Below are 19,701 nucleotides of genomic sequence, written 5' to 3'. Positions count from 1 at the left end.
TTACCCGCACCGGACGAAAAAGCGGTTGCCCGTCAGGTTTACGCCGCACCGCGAGGAGAAACAGAAATCGCATTGGCGGACATTTGGCGTGAATTACTGGGGATTGAACAGATCAGCCGGCATGACAACTTCTTCGCCTTGGGCGGTCATTCTCTGCTTGCCATGCGAATGGTCAATCTTGTCGCTGGTCAGGGTTTGATTTGTACCTTGAATGCCTTGTTCCAATTCCCTGTGTTGTCCGAATTGGCGGCAAAAATCACCTCAGATTTGCTGTCTCAGCCGCAGACCAGTGCCATACCGGTGCGACCGGGTGGAACGGAGCTGCCACTGTTCTTTGTACCCAGTGGAATGGAAGATTATTCCTATGTTTACGGGCTGGCTCAACATATCCGGTCAGACTATCCGGTTTATACGTTGCCCTGGCCGTCCATCAGTGAAGAACCGATGTCAACGATGGAAGAACAGGCGGTCAGAATGATCAACTTGATGAAAGCGGTTCAACCGACAGGTCCGTACCGGATAGCGGGTTACTCTTCCGGCGGCATATTGGCTTATGCCGTTGCCCAGTGGCTTTTACATGCTGGGGAAATGGTTAACTTCCTGGGATTGATTGATACGCCGGTTCCTCATGATGTCAGCGAGGAGCCTGTGCAACTTAACCATCTGTTCCTTGATGCGTTAGCAAAGCAGCTTGAGGAGGAACATACAGAAGAGGTTGCGGCATTGTACCGGCGAATTGATGAACTGAATTTGGTGCAATTTATTGAAGCGGCACAGGAACTGGCGTTATACCCCGCCAGTTTGCGCCCTGATTTAGTCGCAAAACGTTGGGAGCAGGGAGAGCATTATATACAAATAGTCAAAGAGTATGAGCCGCAGGCGTTAGCGGTAACGCTGCATCAGTTTTATGCGATGGAGCCTTCCCCTCCTAATCCTTTTGTTGTGAATGAAGAACCGAAGCCTTTAACTATGGACCCATCGTTAGGTTGGGGGCGGGTAATGCCTGATTCTTTACTTCAATTGATTGCTGTTCCGGGTAACCATGCGAGTTTGATGGAGAATAAGGAACATAGAATCGCTTTAGCTCAGGCTCTGAATAGGGCGTTGGCAATGTATTGTGATGAGGAGGCGCTGCAATACTGATAAATTAATCAATATTGAATAATTTAATGTTGGTGTGATAATCCGGTATATATTGTTTATACCGGATTATTTTTGTAGTAAAACAAAATAATGACAGGGATAATTTTCATAACAAGCTGTTTGATTATATTTGTTCGTTATTATTATTGTTGTTATTCTCTATTATGTGATCTAAATCGGGTTTTATTATTAATTTTATTATGTTTTTTTGATTAAACGGGTATCTCGAATATATATTTAGTTGTAGAGTAATTGTTGAGAATATTTATTCTGATAAAAATAATCGAAAATTTGATAATGGCAATGTGTTTTCTGGTGGTCATGTAGGCTGATTTAATCAGCTTTAATTTCATGATCTCCCCTTGATATATATTTTTTTATTTTAAATAACTTGGGATAATAAGAGTGAAAAAACGGTGGCGGATAGTCTCAGTGTCTATGTTAGTCGGTGTTTTTGAACTGAATAACATTAAATTTTTTTCCTGCTTATACCTCGTAATGGTCAATATCGCCGGATGTCCGAAAAATCGCATCAAAGAGCGATCTCCCAGGTTTTTTTGTATTTTAAATCAATATTATACATGGTTGATAATTATTCCTGTTACATTATTTTATTATTATTGAATAATATGTTGTGGAGTTAATTATAAATTATAATTGTTTCTGGGTGGTACTGGGTTAAATAACATTTCTATTTGTAATGGAATTTAATGGTTATAAAGCAATGTGCTTAAGTTGGTGTGGGTTTGCTTATGGCATCTACACTAGGGGTACTCTTTTGTTGTTATAAAATAATATCGTATGTGATTGTTTTGAACCTGAGGTTATATTTTTGTTAAATATGCATCATGAATGCAGGGAATTGTCTTGTCTTTAATTGTGTAATTTATCATCAGCCAATAGGAATGATAGAGAATTAATCTAATTTATCTAAAAAACAGGAGCAAAAATGGAATATTTTATTCCAGATCATACATTGAATTATTTATTTTGCTGTCAGGGGAATTAGCATCGTAGTGTTGTGAATGATATGGCTATTAACCGGGCTATGGCATCCAATATTTGCGTATTTTGAAGAGATATCGGTTATTTCTTGGGGGTAAGAAGTAAGAAAAATACGGGTGATGGCTGTCAGGAATGACAGTTTTCAAATTTCTAACAGATTCGTTGAGGTCGTAAATGAAAGATAGCATTGCTCAAGCAGGAAGTGCTCTTAACGCTGAACTCCTCTCTCAGACATCAGAAAATATAACTAACGTAAATGACACTTTACCACCGACTCAGAATGTAAAGAATATTCCCCAGACGTTTACTTCCAATGAATCATTCTGGTATGAACGCCTTGCTGCTTTGCAACCCCTTCAATTACCTTTCGAAACCGCCGGAGAGCAAGCGGAACCCTGCTGGGTAATCAGTGACTGGCACTCCCCATTGCCAAAAAATGGTGAAGAAGAGCCACTGCGAACGTTGTTACAGGCATTCGTTATCTATCTTGCGCGTTTGACTCAGCAGGCTACATTCCAAATTGGCTGGTGTGTGGATGGCGTAAGCGATACGTCGGCAGATCTGGCATCGGTGGTGCCAATGGTCGTTGAGGTGGCGTTTGATAAACCGTGGCATATGGTAGCTAACTGGCTGGATGGCGAGCTGGCCCGGTTGGCCCGGCACCACACATTTAGTCGAGATTTCCTCTCGCGTTCTCCTTCATTGTGGGCTATTCCGGCGTTGACAACCCACCGGCCATGGCGGATCGCCGTTGCTGCCATCGCGGAGGATAGGCCGTGTGATCAGCCGGTGCCCGGCGAATTGCTGACCCTCCAAATCAATGCGCAGGGTGGTTTTCGTTGGATCTACGATGAAAATCGCCTGAGCACAGAAGTGGTTATGCGCATGGGTGAACATTTACAGATGCTGGCAGCGTCAAAAAGGCAGGGAGAGGAAGTTCCTATCTGGCAGCTTAATTTGTTATCTGAGGCTGAACGTACCCTGTTACTGGAAACCTGGAATGCCACTGATACCCCTTATCCTGACCCATTATGTATTCATCAATTGTTTGAACAACAGGCAGAGCAAGCCCCGCACGCCACGGCATTAGAATATCAAGAACAGACCCTCAGTTATGCGGAATTGAATACCCGTGCTAACCGGCTGGCTCATCAACTGATGGCGCTAGGTGTCACACCGGATCGGCGGGTGGCGATTTGCGTGGCACGCTCACCGGCAATGGTGGTGGCTTTGCTGGCGGTACTGAAAGCCGGCGGGGCTTATGTGCCGCTGGATTCAACTTATCCGCGGGAACGTCTGGCGTATATTCTGAGTGATAGTGCCCCGTCAGTGGTACTGGTTGATGAAGCTGGCCGGGCGGCGCTGGGCGAACAGGCGCTGGTAGGCATGACGGTACTTGATCCGAATATCCAACTTGACCAGCCCGACAGCAATCCGCAGATCCCGGCGTTAACGCCACAGCATCTGGCGTATGTGATTTACACCTCCGGCTCCACCGGACAGCCGAAAGGGGTGATGGTGGAACATCAGGCGATTTATCAACGTTATCTGGGTTTTAATGACACCTATGCCGTCACCGCACAAGACCGGGTATTGCAATTTGCCGCGTTTGCGTTTGATGTTTCAGTGGAAGATTTCTTCTCGTCATTATGCAACGGCGCCACACTGGTGCTCCGGGATGATAGCTGGCTGGCGTCGATACCAGAATTTGTTGCCTTAACCCGGCAATATCGTATTACGGTGATGTCACTGCCGACTTTATTCTGGTCTGAACTGGTCGCCAGAGATAATGGATTACCGCTGCCGGATTGTCTCCGGCTCATCATCATTGGGGGTGAGGCGGTCAAAAAGAGTGCCATTCAGGACTGGTTTAGACAAGCCGGCCACCGGCCTCGGTTGTTGAATGGTTATGGCCCGACGGAAAACACCGTGACGGTGACCTATAAAGACGTGTTATCGCCGGAGGATGCCCATTCTATCGGCAGACCGGCTAAAAATGCCCGTATCTACCTGCTGGACAAATATGGTGAACTGGTACCGGTAGGTGGCGTGGGCGAGATGTATATTGGTGGCGTGGGTGTGGCACGAGGTTATCTGAACCGGCCGGCGTTGAGTGTGGAACGTTTTATGTTGGATACTTTTAGTCCGCTATCTGGTGAACGGATGTATCGCTCTGGGGATTTAGCCCGCTACCTGCCGGACGGTGACCTCGAATTTCTGGGCCGTAACGATGAGCAGGTTAAAATTCGCGGTTTTCGGATTGAACTGGGGGAAATTGAAACCCGACTGACGGAACACCCGGCGGTACGAGAGGCGGCGGTGTTGGCACTGGATGGCGATCAGGGCAAACGGCTGGTGGCTTATGTGGAGGCGGAAGCGAATGAGCGATTGGCGGCTGATTTGCGTGAATACCTGAGTGCCATTTTGCCTGACTATATGGTGCCGGCGGCCTTTGTGCGGCTGGATACCTTCCCGCAGACCCCGAGCGGCAAGCTGGATCGTCGGGCGTTGCCTGCGCCCGGGGAAAACGATTTTGCCCGTCAGATTTATGAAGCGCCACAAGGGAAAGCTGAGATCACTCTGGCGGACATCTGGCGTGAACTATTGGGCATTGAATACATCAGCCGGCATGACAGTTTCTTTGCGTTGGGCGGTCATTCCCTACTCGGCGTACAGATGATTGAGCGCTTGCGCCACCTGGGTTTGACACTGACGGCACGTGATCTGTTCCAGTCGCCGGTGCTGTCAGCATTGGCTCAAACGTTGGGACAGCATCAGGCTGTGATAGTCCCGCTTAACGTCATCACTCCAGCCACCACGGCGCTGACGCCGGCGATGTTGCCGCTGATTGATTTGGTTCAGACTGACATTGACCGCATCGTTGAGCAGGTTCCGGGTGGGATAACGAATATTCAGGATATCTATGCGTTGTCGCCGTTACAGGACGGTATCCTGTTCCACCACCTGTTGGAACAGGAAGGTGACCCCTATCTGGTGCTCTATCCGGTGGCTTTTGCTAATCGGTCTTTGCTGGACCGTTATCTGGCGGCGGTGCAACAGGTGGTTGATCGCCATGACATCCTGCGGACGGCGTTTATCTGGCAAGGATTATCCGTGCCGGCGCAGGTGGTCTGGCGTCGGGCACGGTTGCCCGTGACGGAACTGACGCTGGATCCAGCTGACGGTCCAGTGATTGACCAGTTAACCCGGCGTTTTGATCCTGCTTGGTATCGTCTTGACTTGAGTCAGGCGCCGCTACTGCATTTTGTTATCGCTCAGGAAACCGATGGCCGCTGGTTTTTACTGGAATTACAGCATCACTTGATTGGTGACCATGAAACGATGGAAGTGATGCACCATGAAGTGCAGGCTTATTTTGCCGGACAGGAGGAGTGCCTACCTGCTCCGGTGCCGTTCCGTAATCTGGTGGCTGAGGCTCGGCTTGGGGTGAGTCAGGAAGCACATAGCCGTTTCTTCACGGACATGTTGGCGGCAGTGGATGAACCAACGTTGCCGTTTGGGCTGACGGGCGTGCATCGTGATGGATCTCAGAAGACGGAATCTCATCGGATGTTGGTTCCTGAGCTAAATGACCGTCTGCGCAGTCAAGCTCGGCGTTTGGGCGTCAGTCTGGCGGCGTTGTGTCATCTGGCCTGGGCGCAGGTGTTATCGCGTACCAGCGGACAAGAGAAAGTGGTGTTTGGTACCGTCCTGTTTGGGCGCATGGCCGTGGGGGAAGGAATGGGGTTGTTTATCAATACCCTGCCGCTGCGGCTGGATATGGATGAGACCCCGGTACGAGATAGTGTGCGGGAGGCGCATCTGCGACTGGCTGAATTGTTGGAGCATGAGCATGCTCCGTTGGCGTTGGCTCAACGATGCAGTGGGGTTGACAGCGGTGTGCCACTCTTTAGTGCCCTGTTGAACTATCGCCATAATGAGCAACCAGATCCTTTGGATGAAACAATGGCCGGGGTTGAATTCTTGGGCGAACAGGAGCGAACTAACTATCCGTTTGTGCTGTCGGTAGAGGATGGGGGTTCTACTCTGGGGCTGACGGCTCAGGTAGTGCAACCGTTTGATCCGGAAAGCCTATGCGGTTATATGCAACAGGCACTGGGGAGTCTGGTGGAAGCGCTGGAGCAAGCTCCAGAAATGCCCGTTCGGGGATTGGACATCCTGCCGGAAGCGGAGCGTACCTTGTTGCTGGAAACCTGGAACGCCACGGAAACCGTCTATCCTGATCAGCTATGTGTCCATCAGTTGTTTGAACAACAGGTGGAGAAGACCCCAGCGGCGACGGCGCTGATAGCCGGAGATAAAACGCTAAGCTATACGGAGCTGAATACGCGAGCTAACCGGCTGGCTCATCAGTTAATCGAACAAGGGGTTTATCCCGGTGATCATATTGCGCTCCTGTTAGAGCGATCGATAGAACTGGTGGTGGCTCAGTTGGCGATTCTTAAAGCTGGCGCCGTTTACGTGCCGGTTGATCCCAGTGTGCCGGATGAGCGGAAAAACGGGTTGATAAATGATTGTTCCGCTCGGTTGTTGCTCACCGATATACAGGCGGATATTCCGGCTAACTTGGCTGTTCCGCTGCTTCGTTTCTCGGATGAGACAGACACAAGCAAAGAGGAAGATTGCCTTAACCCCGATTTACCGCATTCCAGCGCCGATTTAGCGTATATCATGTACACCTCCGGTTCGACCGGTACACCCAAAGGGGTGCTGGTACCGCATCGTGCTGTGGTTCGGCTGGTCATCAATAACGGCTATGCTGAAATCGACCAAGATGACCGAGTTGCTTTTACGGCTAATCCGGCTTTCGATGCCAGTACATTTGAAGTCTGGGCACCGTTGCTCAATGGCGGGGCATTAGTGGTTATTGACCGCGCCACGTTATTAACGCCGCCGGAGTTAGTCCGGGTTTTACAGGCTCATCACATCACAGTGCTGTGGCTGACGATTGGGTTATTTAACCGGCTGGCGGCAGAGTTATCCTCGGTTCTTCCGCAGATTAAGATCCTGATTTTCGGGGGAGATATCCCCGATTTACAGGTGATTGCTCAGGTCCTGAATAATCGCCCGCCACAACAATTATTACAAGCTTATGGTCCGAGTGAGGGAACCACTTTTACCACTATGTATCCTATCGTGGCATTAGCGCAGGGAGTGACCCGGATCCCCATTGGCCGACCGATAGCCAATACACGTATTTATCTGCTGGATGCTTACGGTCTGCCGGTACCGTCAGGTGCGGTTGGTGAGATTTATGTGGGGGGAGATGGGGTTGCTTGTGGCTATCTTAATCGCCCTGACCAGACGGCTGAACGTTTCCTGACAGATCCATTTAGTGATCAACCGGATGCGCGCATGTACCGGACCGGGGATTTGGCCCGTTATCTGCCGGATGGCAATCTGGAATTTCTGGGCCGTAATGACCAGCAGGTTAAAATCCGTGGCTTCCGCATTGAACCGGGGGAAATTGAGACGCGTCTGGTGGAGCATTCGGCGGTGCGTGAGGCGGCGGTGTTGGCGCTGGGTGATGGGCCGGATAAACGGCTGGTGGCCTATGTGGTGGCGGAAGCCCATGAGGGGCTGGCGATTAGCCTGCGTGATCACCTGAGTGCTATTTTACCGGATTACATGGTACCGACAGCCTTTGTGCGTCTGGATATATTTCCGTTGACCCCGAACGGTAAGTTGGATCGCCGGGCATTGCCGGCACCGGACAATGAGGCTTTGGCTCGTCAGGTTTATGCTGCGCCGCAAGGCGAAACCGAAATGGCGTTGGCGGCGATTTGGCGTGAATTACTGGGGATCGAACAAGTTAGCCGGTATGACAGCTTTTTTGCTTTGGGCGGCCACTCGCTGCTCGCTGTACGGATGGTTGAACACCTGCGTCACTTGGGGTTGACGCTGGCGGTGCGTGACCTGTTCCAGTCGCCAGTGTTGTTTGAATTGGCGCAAACCCTGGGGCAGCACCCGGTTATGGTGGTGCCACCGAATGTGATTACGTCAGCGACGACGAAAATCACTCCAGAGATGTTGCCGCTGATTGATCTGATTCAGGCTGAGATTGACCGTATCGTCGGGCAGGTGCCGGGTGGGATAGCCAATATTCAGGATATCTATGCCCTGTCGCCGTTGCAGGACGGCATTTTGTTCCACCACTTACTGGCAAACGAAGGTGATCCCTATCTGGTGGTCAGTCAGATGGCTTTTGCTGACCGGTCTTTGCTAGATCGTTATTTAGCGGCGGTGCAACAGGTGATTGATCGCCACGATATTCTGCGCACCGCCTTTATCTGGCAAGGATTGTCAATGCCGGCACAGGTAGTCTGGCGTCAAGCATCCTTATTAGTGACTGAATTGACGCTGGACCCGGTTGATGGGCCGGTTAGCGATCAACTGGCTCGACGTTTTGATCCCCGTCATTATCGTCTCGATTTGGCTCAGGCACCGCTGTTACGTTTTGTGGTGGTGCAGGAGACCAATGGCCGCTGGTTGTTACTGGAATTGCAACATCACTTGATTGGTGACCATACCACCATGAAAGTGATGAATCGTGAAGTGCAGGCGTACCTTGCCGGGCAAGGGAATAGCCTGCCTGACCCGGTTCCTTTCCGCAATTTGGTGGCTCAAGCCCGGCTAGGGGTGAGTCAGGATGCGCATATCCGTTTCTTTACTGACATGTTGGCGGAGGTGGATGAGCCCACGCTGCCGTTCGGGCTGGCGGATGTGCATCGTGATGGATCTCAGGAGATAGCATCCCACCGGATGCTGACAACCAACTTGAATGACCGTCTGCGTAGCCAAGCCCGGCGTTTGGGTGTCAGTCTGGCGGCGTTGTGCCATCTGGCCTGGGCACAGGTACTGTCGTGTACCAGTGGACAGGAGAAAGTGGTATTCGGCACCGTGTTGTTTGGGCGTATGGCGGCGGGGGAAGGGGCTGACAATGGTATGGGGCTGTTTATCAATACCCTGCCGTTACGGCTGGATATCGATGATACGCCGGTACGTGATAGTGTACAGGCCGTACATACCCGGCTGGCGGGATTGTTGGAACATGAGCATGCTTCACTGGCGTTGGCTCAGAGATGCAGTGGGGTTGCCAGCGGCACGCCACTTTTTAGTGCCCTAATGAACTATCGACATAATGATCAGTTTGATCCTTTGGATGAAACGATAGACGGGATTGAATTTCTGGGCGAACAGGAGAGCACTAACTATCCTTTTGGAATGTCGGTGGAGGACGATGGCACCACATTAGGGCTGATCGCTCATGTGGTGCAACCGTTTGATCCGGAAAGCTGGTGCAGTTATATGCAGCAGGCGCTGGAGAGTTTGGTCGAGGCTCTTGAGCAGGCCCCAGAGACACCGGTACGAGTACTGAATATCCTGCCGGAAACCGAACGCAGGTTGTTACTGGAAACCTGGAACGTCACGGAGACTCCATATCCAGAGGCGTTATGCATTCATCAATTGTTTGAACAGCAGGTAGAACAAACTCCAGAGGCCACGGCACTGGTGTATCAAGAGCAGACGCTTAGTTATGCTGAATTAAATGCCTGTGCCAACCGGTTGGCCCATCAATTGATTGCATTTGGCGTAACACCGGAGCAACGGGTGGCGATTTGCGTGGCACGCTCACCAGCGATGGTGGTGGCGTTGCTGGCGGTGTTGAAAGCCGGAGGAGCTTATGTGCCGCTGGACTCAACTTACCCGGCGGAGCGTCTGACGTATATCCTGAATGACACTGCCCCATCAGTGGTATTAGCTGATGCGACTGGACAGGCTGCATTGGGTGAGGAGGCGCTGGCCGGGCTGACGGTATTTGACCCGAATAGCCAACCTGACCAACCGGACAGCAACCCGCAGGTTTTGGCGTTGATGCCACAGCATCTGGCCTATGTGATTTACACCTCTGGTTCAACCGGGCAGCCGAAAGGGGTGATGGTAGAACATCAGGCGGTGTATCAGCGTTATCTGGGGGTTAATGAACTCTATGCCGTCACCGAGCAAGACCGGGTGTTGCAATTTGCCGCTTTTGCGTTTGATGTTTCAGTGGAAGAGTGCTTCTCGTCATTATGCAACGGGGCCACGTTAGTTATTCGTGATGATAGCTGGCTGGCTTCAATGCCGGAATTTATTGCCTTAGCCCGGCAGAATCGTATCACGGTGATGTTTCTGCCGACCTTATTCTGGTCTGAGCTGGCGGCCAGAGACAACGGATTACCGCTGCCGGATGATCTCAGGCTCATCATCATTGGCAGTGAGGCGGTCAAAAGGAACGCCATTCAGGACTGGCTTAGGCAGGAAACCTACCAACTCCAGCTATTGAACGCGTATGGCCCGACGGAAAATACCGTGACGGCGACCTGTAAAGCAATATTATCCCCAGGAGACGATCGTTCTATCGGTCGGCCGATTAGGAATACTCGCATCTACTTACTGGACAGACACGGCCAACCTGTGCCATTGGGCTGCGTAGGCGAAATGTATATTGGTGGCGTGGGGGTGGCACGGGGTTATCTGAACCGGCTGACATTGAGCGAGGAACGTTTTATACCCGATCCCTTTAATCCGGTGTCTGATGCACGGATGTATCGTACCGGGGATTTGGCTCGTTATCTGCCGGACGGTGAACTGGAATTCCTGGGGCGTAACGACCAACAGGTTAAAATTCGCGGCTTCCGGGTTGAGCTAGGGGAAATTGAAACCCGGCTGGTGGAACACCCGGCGGTGCAAGAGGCGGCGGTGTTGGCGCTGGATGATGAACTGGGCAAACGGCTGGTTGCCTATGTGGCGGCACAAGCGCATGAGGGATTGACTGCCGGTTTACGTGAACACCTGTGTGCCGTTTTACCTGACTATATGATACCGGCGGCCTTTGTGCGGCTGGATAGCTTCCCGCAGACGCCGAATGGCAAGCTGGATCGCCGGGCGTTGCCAGCGCCGGGGGAAGCGGCGTTTGCCCGTCAGGTCTATGAAGCCCCGCAAGGGAAGAGAGAAACGATGCTGGCGGCTGTCTGGTGTGAATTACTGGACGTTGAGCAGATTAGTCGACATGACAGCTTCTTTGCGTTGGGCGGCCATTCACTGCTCGCCGTGCGCATGATTGAACGATTGCGGCGTGTCGGTCTTGGCGTATCGGTACAAACGCTATTTCAACATCCAACACTCTGTGTTTTGGCACAATCTCTGGTTCAGCATGATGAAATCCAGGTGCCCGACAACCGTATTATACCGGATACGACGGTACTGACACCGGAGATGTTACCGCTGATTGATTTGACTCAGCCTGACATTGACTACATCGTCGGACAGGTACCGGGCGGGATGGCGAATATTCAGGATATCTATGCGCTGTCACCGTTGCAGGATGGCATTTTGTTCCACCATCTGCTGGAGAATGAAGGTGATCCGTATCTGTTAATCAGCCAGATGATTTTTGCTGACCGGGCGCTGTTGGATCGTTATTTGGTGGCGATTCAACGGACCATTGATCGGCACGATATCTTACGTACCGCCTTTATCTGGCAAGGATTGTCAGTGCCGGCACAGGTGGTTTGGCGTCAGGCCCCATTGTCAGTGACGGAATTGACGCTAAACCCGGCTGACGGTCCGGTTAGTGACCAGTTAACTCGGCGTTTTGATCCCGCTCAGTATCGTCTCGACCTGAGTCAGGCGCCGCTATTGCGTTTTGTTATCGCGCAGGAAACTGATGGTCGCTGGTTGTTACTGGAATTGCATCATCACTTGATCGGTGACCATGAAACGATGGAAGTGATGCATCGCGAAGTGCAAGTGTATCTAACGGGTCAGGAGGAGAGCTTGCCTGCGCCGGCTCCTTTCCGCAATTTGGTGGCGCAGGCCCGGTTGGGTGTCAGTCAGGAAGAACATACCCGCTTCTTTACCGAGATGCTGGCGGAGGTGGGTGAACCGACGCTGCCGTTCGGATTGACGGAGGTGCATCGTGATGGTTCGCAGGTGACGGAATCCCATCGGATGCTGACAAGTACACTGAATGACCGTTTGCGTAATCGGGCCCGGCATCTGGGTGTCAGTCTGGCGGCGCTGTGTCATCTGGCTTGGGCACAGGTATTATCCTGTACCAGTGGTCAGGAGAAAGTGGTGTTTGGTACGGTGCTGTTTGGGCGTATGCAGGCGGGAAATGGTGCTGACAATGGTATGGGGTTGTTTATCAATACCTTGCCGTTGCGGCTGGATATCGATGAGACCCCAGTACGGGACAGTGTGCAAGCTGCCCATACCCGACTCGCCGGATTATTAGCACATGAGCATGCTTCACTAGTACTGGCTCAGCAGTGCAGTGGGATTGCCAGCGGTACGCCACTCTTTAGTGCGCTGTTGAACTATCGGCATAATGCTTTGTTGGCAACGTCAGATGAACTGATCAACGGTATTGAATTTCTTGGCGGACAGGAGCGAACCAACTACCCATTTGTGCTGTCGGTGGAGGATTTTGGTGAATCTCTGGGGCTGACGGCTCAGGTCGTGCAACCGTTTGATCCGGAAAGCTTGTGCGATTATATGCAACAGGCGCTGGAGAGTTTGGTAGAAGCGTTGGAGCAAACCCCGGAGACACCGATACGGGCCTTGAACATCTTGCCTGAAACGGAACGCACGTTGTTGCTGGAGACCTGGAATGCCACGGAAACCGCCTATCCTGATGCGTTATGTATTCATCAATTGTTTGAGCAGCAGGTGGAGAAAACTCCAGCGGCTATGGCGCTGATAGCGGGAGATAAAACCCTAAGTTATACGGAACTGAATACGTGTGCTAACCGATTGGCTCATCAGCTAATCGAACAGGGGATTCGTCCGGATGACCATGTTGCGATCCTGTTAGAACGATCGATGGAACTGGTGGTGGCCCAATTGGCTATCCTCAAAGCTGGCGCTGTTTACGTGCCAGTTGATCCCAGTATGCCGGATGAACGGAAACATTGGCTAATAAGTGATTGTTCCGCCCGGTTGCTGCTTACCGATGCACGGACTGATATTCCAGCTAACTTGACTATTCCGCTGTTGCGTCTCTCGGATGAGAAAAATGCGAACAGAGAGCAAGATCGTATCAACCCTGATTTGCCGCGTTCCAGTACAGAATTGGCGTATATCATGTATACCTCCGGTTCTACCGGCACACCCAAAGGGGTTTTGGTGCCGCATCGTGCTATGGTCCGGCTGGTCATCAATAATGGTTATGCCAACATCGGACCGGAGGATCGGGTTGCCTTTACAGCTAATCCCGCTTTCGATGCCAGCACGTTTGAAGTCTGGGCACCGTTGCTTAACGGTGGTGCTTTAGTAGTTATTGACCACGCCACGTTGTTGACACCACCGGAGTTAGCTCTGGCTTTACAGGCTCACCGCATCACGGTTCTGTGGTTGACTATCGGGTTGTTTAACCGACTGGCGGCAGAGTTATCTCCCATTCTCCCGCAAATTAAAATCCTGATTTTCGGGGGAGACATCCCCGATTTACAGGTGATTGCTCAGGTTTTGGATAATCGTCCGCCACAACAATTATTGCAGGCTTATGGCCCGAGTGAGGGAACCACCTTTACCACTATGTATCCTATCGAGGCGTTACCACAGGGAGCAACCCGAATCCCTATTGGTCGGCCGATAGCCAACACGCGAGTTTATTTGTTGGATGCGTATGGTCAGCCGGTACCGTCAGGTGTGATCGGTGAGATTTATGTCGGTGGCGATGGGGTAGCCCAAGGTTATTTCAATCGCCCTGAGTTAACCGCCGAACGTTTCCTTGTCGATCCGTTCAGTGATGACCCGGAGGCACGTATGTACCGCTCTGGGGATTTGGCTCGTTATCTGCCGGACGGTAATCTGGAATTCCTGGGCCGTAATGACCAGCAGGTTAAAATCCGGGGCTTCCGAATTGAACCGGGAGAAATCGAGGCGCGTCTGGTAGAGCATCCGGCGGTGCGTGAGGCGGCTGTGCTGGCGTTAGGGGATGGGCCGGACAAACGGCTGGTGGCCTATGTGGTGGCACCTGTGGATGATGGGTTGGTGAATAGTTTGCGTGATCACCTGAGTAAAATTTTGCCTGACTATATGGTGCCGTCAGCCTTTGTGCGTCTGGAGGCGTTTCCGTTGACATCGAACGGTAAGCTGGATCGTCGGGCGTTACCCGCACCGGATAGTGAAGCTGTTGCCCGTCAGGTTTACTCAGCGCCACAAGGCGAAACGGAAATGGCGCTAGCGGCGATTTGGCGTGAATTACTGGGAATGGAACAGGTCAGCCGGTATGACAGTTTTTTTGCACTGGGTGGCCATTCATTGCTCGCTGTACGCATGATTGAACGCCTGCGTCACTGGGGGTTGACACTGGCGGCGCGTGATCTGTTCCAGTCTCCGGTACTGTCAGATCTGGCCCAAACGTTGGGACAGCATCAGGCTGTAATCGTACCGTCTAACGTCATCACCCCGGAAACTACGGCGTTGACACCGGAGATGTTACCGCTGATTGATGTGATTCAGACTGACATTGACCGCATCGTCGGGCAAGTGCCGGGCGGGGTTGCCAATATTCAGGATATCTATGCCTTGTCGCCGTTGCAGGACGGTATTTTGTTCCACCATTTACTGGCAAACGCAGGGGACCCGTATCTATTAACCGGCCAGATGGTCTTTACTGAGCGAACTCTGCTGGACCGTTATCTGGCGGCGGTGCAACAGGTGATTAATAGACACGATATCCTGCGTACCGCCTTTATCTGGCAAGGGCTTTCAGTGCCCGCCCAAGTGGTTTGGCGTCAGGCATCCTTATCGGTGACTGAACTGACACTGGATTTGGCTGATGGGCCGGTTAGCGGGCAATTGACTGAGCGTTTTGATCCCCGTCACCATCGTCTCGACCTGAGCGAAGCACCGTTATTACGGTTTGTGGTGGCACAGGAAAGGGATGGCCGTTGGATTGTTCTGCAATTGCTGCATCATCTGATTGGCGACCATACCACGCTGGACGTGATGAACCGTGAAGTACAAGCTTATCTGGACGGACAGCAGGAGAGTCTACCTGCTCCAGTATCGTTCCGTAATCTGGTGGCTGAGGCCCGGCTGGGGGTGAATCAGGAAGCGCATATCCGTTTCTTTACCGAAATGCTGGCGGAGGTGGATGAACCCACATTACCGTTCGGATTGACGGAGGTGCATCGTGATGGCTCCCAAGTGACGGAATCGCAGCGGATGTTGGCACCTGAGCTGAATGATCGTCTACGCAGTCAAGCTCGGCGTTTGGGGGTGAGTCTGGCGGCTTTATGTCATCTGGCTTGGGCGCAGGTGTTGTCGCGTACCAGCGGACAGGAACAGGTGGTGTTTGGTACCGTAATATTTGGACGCATGGCGGTAGGGAAAGGGGTTGACAGTGGTATGGGGTTGTTTATCAATACTTTGCCGTTGCGGCTGGATATCGATGATACCCCGGTGCGTGATAGTGTACAGGCGGCGCATAATCGGTTGGCCGGATTGTTGGAACATGAGCATGCCTCACTGGCGCTGGCCCAGCGTTGCAGTGGTGTGCAGGATGGTGTTCCACTGTTTAGCGCCCTGTTGAACTACCGGCATAATGAGCAACCAGATCCTTTGGATGAAACGATGGACGGGATTGAATTCCTTGGGGCACAGGAATTTACCAACTATTCGTTTGCCTTGTCGGTGGAAGATTTTGGTGATGCTCTAGGGCTGACGGCTCAAGTGATCCAGCCGTTTGAGCCTGAACGGGTATGCGGCTATATGCAACAGGCATTGGAGAGCTTGGTGGAGGCATTGGAACAGACCCCGGAAACGCCGGTACGGACATTGAACATCCTACCTGAAATTGAAAGTACGTTGATGCTGAAAACTTGGAACGCCACGGAAACAGCAGCATATCTTGACCCGTGGTGTATACATCAATTATTTGAACAACAGGTGGAGAAAACCCCTGACGCGACCGCGTTAGTGTATGAAACGCAAACCTTCAGTTATGCTGAATTAAATGCCCGCGCTAATCGGTTAGCCCATCAGCTAATTGCGCTAGGTGTAAAACCGGACCAGCGGGTGGCGATTTGCGTGGCACGTTCACCGGCAATGGTAGTGGGATTATTGGCGGTGCTGAAAGCGGGCGCGGCTTATGTGCCACTTGATCCGGATTATCCGGGCGAACGACTGACGCATATTTTGGTCGATGTTTCACCGGTTATTTTACTGGCTGATACTGTTGGGCGTACTGCTTTGGGCGAGAATGTGCTTACCGGGCTGGCAGTGCTTGATCCGAATACCTTGCTTGATCAGCCAGACAGCAATCCACAGATACCTGAATTGACTTCACGACATCTGGCGTATGTGATTTACACCTCCGGTTCGACCGGCACACCAAAGGGCGTTATGGTTGAACATAGGCAACTGGTCAGTCAAATTACTTCGCTGAACATGAAGTGGTCGCTTAGTGCCTCTGACCGTATATTACAATTTTGCAACCCTTCTTTTGACGTTTGCGCATCAGAAATATTTTGCGCAATAACACTGGGGGCACAATTAGTTCTGAGAACAAATCAGTGGCTCCTGAGTGCGCAGGAGTTCTGGCGTCTGTGTGAGTCTTATCAAATTACTTACATTGCAATACCTGCCCAATTCTGGCGGATAATATCGAATGTTAATGAAGGCGATATCTATCAGGGCTTAAGGATTATTTGCATTGGTGGGGAAGCGATACTTGATCATGAGTTACAACGTTGGCTATCGGCTCACGGTGAATACCCGGTTCTTGCTAATTGCTACGGTCCTACAGAAGCCACGATTACCACGACGACATCCTGCCTAAACAAGGAGATGGGGCAGGCTAATATTATTGGTCGTCCTCTGCCGAATACGCGTGTTTATCTGCTGGATGCTCAAGGTCAACCAATACCGCTAGGAGCAGTAGGGGAATTGTATGTTGGCGGGGCCGGTGTAGCACGGGGCTATCTCAATCGTCCTGAGCTGACCGCTGAATGCTTCCTTACTGATCCGTTTAATGATAACCCAGAGGCCCGGATGTACCGTACTGGGGATTTGGCTCGCTATCTGCCGGATGGCAACCTGGAATTCCTGGGTCGCAACGACCAGCAGGTGAAAATTCGTGGCTTCCGGGTTGAACCGGGTGAAATTGAGGCCCGGTTGGTGGAGCATCCTGCGGTCAGTAAATCTGTAGTACTGGCGCAGGGTGAGGGGCAGGACAAACGGCTGGTTGCTTATGTGGTGGCGGAAGCGGATGAGGGGCTGGCGAATAGCCTGCGTACCCACCTGAGTGCCATTTTGCCGGACTATATGGTGCCGTCAGCCTTTGTGCGTCTGGACGCGTTTCCATTGACGCCAAACGGTAAGTTGGATCGTCGTGCATTACCGGAGCCGGACAATGAAGCGTTTGCTCATCAGGCTTATGAAGCGCCACAAGGCGAAACGGAAACCGTATTAGCCGCGATTTGGTGTGAATTGCTGGGGATTGAGCAGGTTAGCCGGTATGACAATTTCTTCGCGTTGGGCGGCCACTCACTGCTTGCCATGCGAATGATGAATCTTGCCGCCGGTCGGGGTTTGATTTTTACATTGAATGCTCTGTTCCAATTCCCGGTGTTATCCGAATTGGCATCGAAAATCACCTCGGATTTATTGTCTCGGCCGCAAAGCGAGGCTATATCGGTGCGACCTGACGGAATAGGGCTGCCATTGTTCTTTGTTCCCAGTGGCATGGGTGACTATTCCTATGTTTTCGGACTGGCTCAACATATCCCGTTGGGCTACCCGATTTATGCGCTGCCCTGGCCGTCTATTCATGAAGAATCGATGTCAACGATGGAAGAGCAGGCTGCCAGAATGATCAGCTTGATGAAAGCTGTTCAACCGTCAGGCCCATACCGGATAAGTGGCTATTCTTCCGGTGGGATATTGGCTTATGCCATTGTCCAGCGGCTTTTGGGTGCTGGCGAGCGGGTTAATTTCCTGGGGTTAATCGATACGCCGGCGCCGCATTATTTTGGCAAAAAGGCTATGCCACCCAAATACCATTTCTTTACTGAGCTGGCCCGGCAATTAGGGGAGGAATACAAAGAAGAGATTGTGGAGTTGTACCGGCGAATTGATGAATTGAATTTGGTGCAGTTTATTGAAGCAGCACAAGCATTGGCGTTATATCCGGCAAGTCTGCGTGCCGATGTGATCGCAAAACATTGGGAACAGATCGAACGTTACACACAAATCGTTGCCGATTATGAGCCGTCAGCATTAGCAATAACGTTGCATCAGTTCTATGCGGTGGAACCTTCTCCTGCTGTTTCTTTTGCGGCGGATGAAAAGCCAGAGTCCGTGAACATAGAACCGTCGTTAGGTTGGGAGCGAGTAATGCCTGATACTTCACTTCAGTTGATTGCTACTCCGGGTAACCATTTTAGTTTATTGGAGGATGATAAAAATAAAACCGCCTTAGCTCGGATTTTGAACAGGGCGCTGGCAATCAGCTATGACGAGGAGGCGTAATACTGATATATTAAGGAAGTACTCAATTATTTAGTTCTAGTTTGGTAATCCGGTATGTCTTTATTATACCGGATTTTTTATGCATTAAAATAGAATAAGGGAAGTTATCATTCTCATATAAGTTATCTTTTTAGGTTTCTTTGTTATTATTGTTGCTATTTTATATTGTGTGATCTCAAACGGATTTTATTGTTGATTTTATTTTGTTTTGTTGATTGCCTTGGTATCAAAATTATATTTTTAATTGTGGTATTATTGTTGGGCATATTTCATGTAATAGATAATTATGAGAAGATAATTGAAGGTGTGAGTATGGTAATGTGTTTTTGGGTGGTGATATAGGCTGCTTTAATTGTCCTTAATTTCATCAGCTCGCTTTGGGATATATTAGGTTTATTTTAAATGCCCGTGATAATTAAAAGCCTACTTATTAGGAATAATTGCTTTTGGCTGTTCTTATAAATGAACAGCCAGCATGGAAAGCGTGGAGAATCCGGTGTATACACGTAATATTTGAAGGGTGATTCTCTTCGTTCTTTAGGGCAAGAAATAGCAAATAAAATAATCTATACCCTATGGATTTCAAGATGCATCGCGACGGCAAGGGAGTGAATCCCCGGGAGCATAGCAAACTATGTGACCGGGGTGAGCGAGTGCAGCCAACAAAGAAGCAACTTGAAAGATAACGGGTATAGGCAATAAATGTATATGTCGTGAGAGGTATGTGATTGAATAATATTAAATTTTATCCTATATTTCCCCACGTGCTGGTAAATGTTGCTGGGCGTCAGAAAAATAACGTCACAAAGCGATCTAATTGCAATACATCTCGTTATAATCAATATTTTATTACGTTAATTATTATATCTATCATATTGTTTTATTGTTGTGAAATAATATGCAGTGAAATTAATTGTAATTTGTAATGTTTCTTTATGGTATTGAATATAATAATGTCCTTATAGGAACAAGAATAAAATATTTTATTTGTGTAATTAAGGTGGGTTA

2 protein-coding genes are annotated in these 19,701 nt (G+C 50.5%); both read left to right on the top strand.

What is annotated here, in order from left to right; genetic code table 11:
• The coding region (locus ACGF63_RS19365) for a thioesterase domain-containing protein (protein WP_387632737.1) at positions 1 to 1,143 on the top strand (1,143 nt) is incomplete at its 5' end.
• Between the two features lie 1,179 nt (positions 1,144 to 2,322).
• Positions 2,323 to 18,693 carry an amino acid adenylation domain-containing protein gene (locus ACGF63_RS19360; protein WP_387632736.1) on the top strand — a complete coding sequence of 5,457 codons (16,371 nt, stop codon included), beginning with the start codon at positions 2,323 to 2,325 and terminating at the stop codon, positions 18,691 to 18,693.
• Positions 18,694 to 19,701 lie beyond the last annotated feature (1,008 nt).

The sequence above is a fragment of the Photorhabdus sp. RM322S genome (genome assembly GCF_042879395.1).
GTDB lineage: Bacteria > Pseudomonadota > Gammaproteobacteria > Enterobacterales > Enterobacteriaceae > Photorhabdus > Photorhabdus khanii.
Note: the sequence above shows the minus strand (reverse complement) of the source record. Positions and strands in the feature narration are given on the sequence as shown.

Excerpts from the sequence above, each read along its gene's own strand:
- ACGF63_RS19360 (WP_387632736.1), top strand. The coding sequence starts at position 2,323 with ATGAAAGATAGCATTGCTCAAGCAGGAAGTGCTCTTAACGCTGAACTC.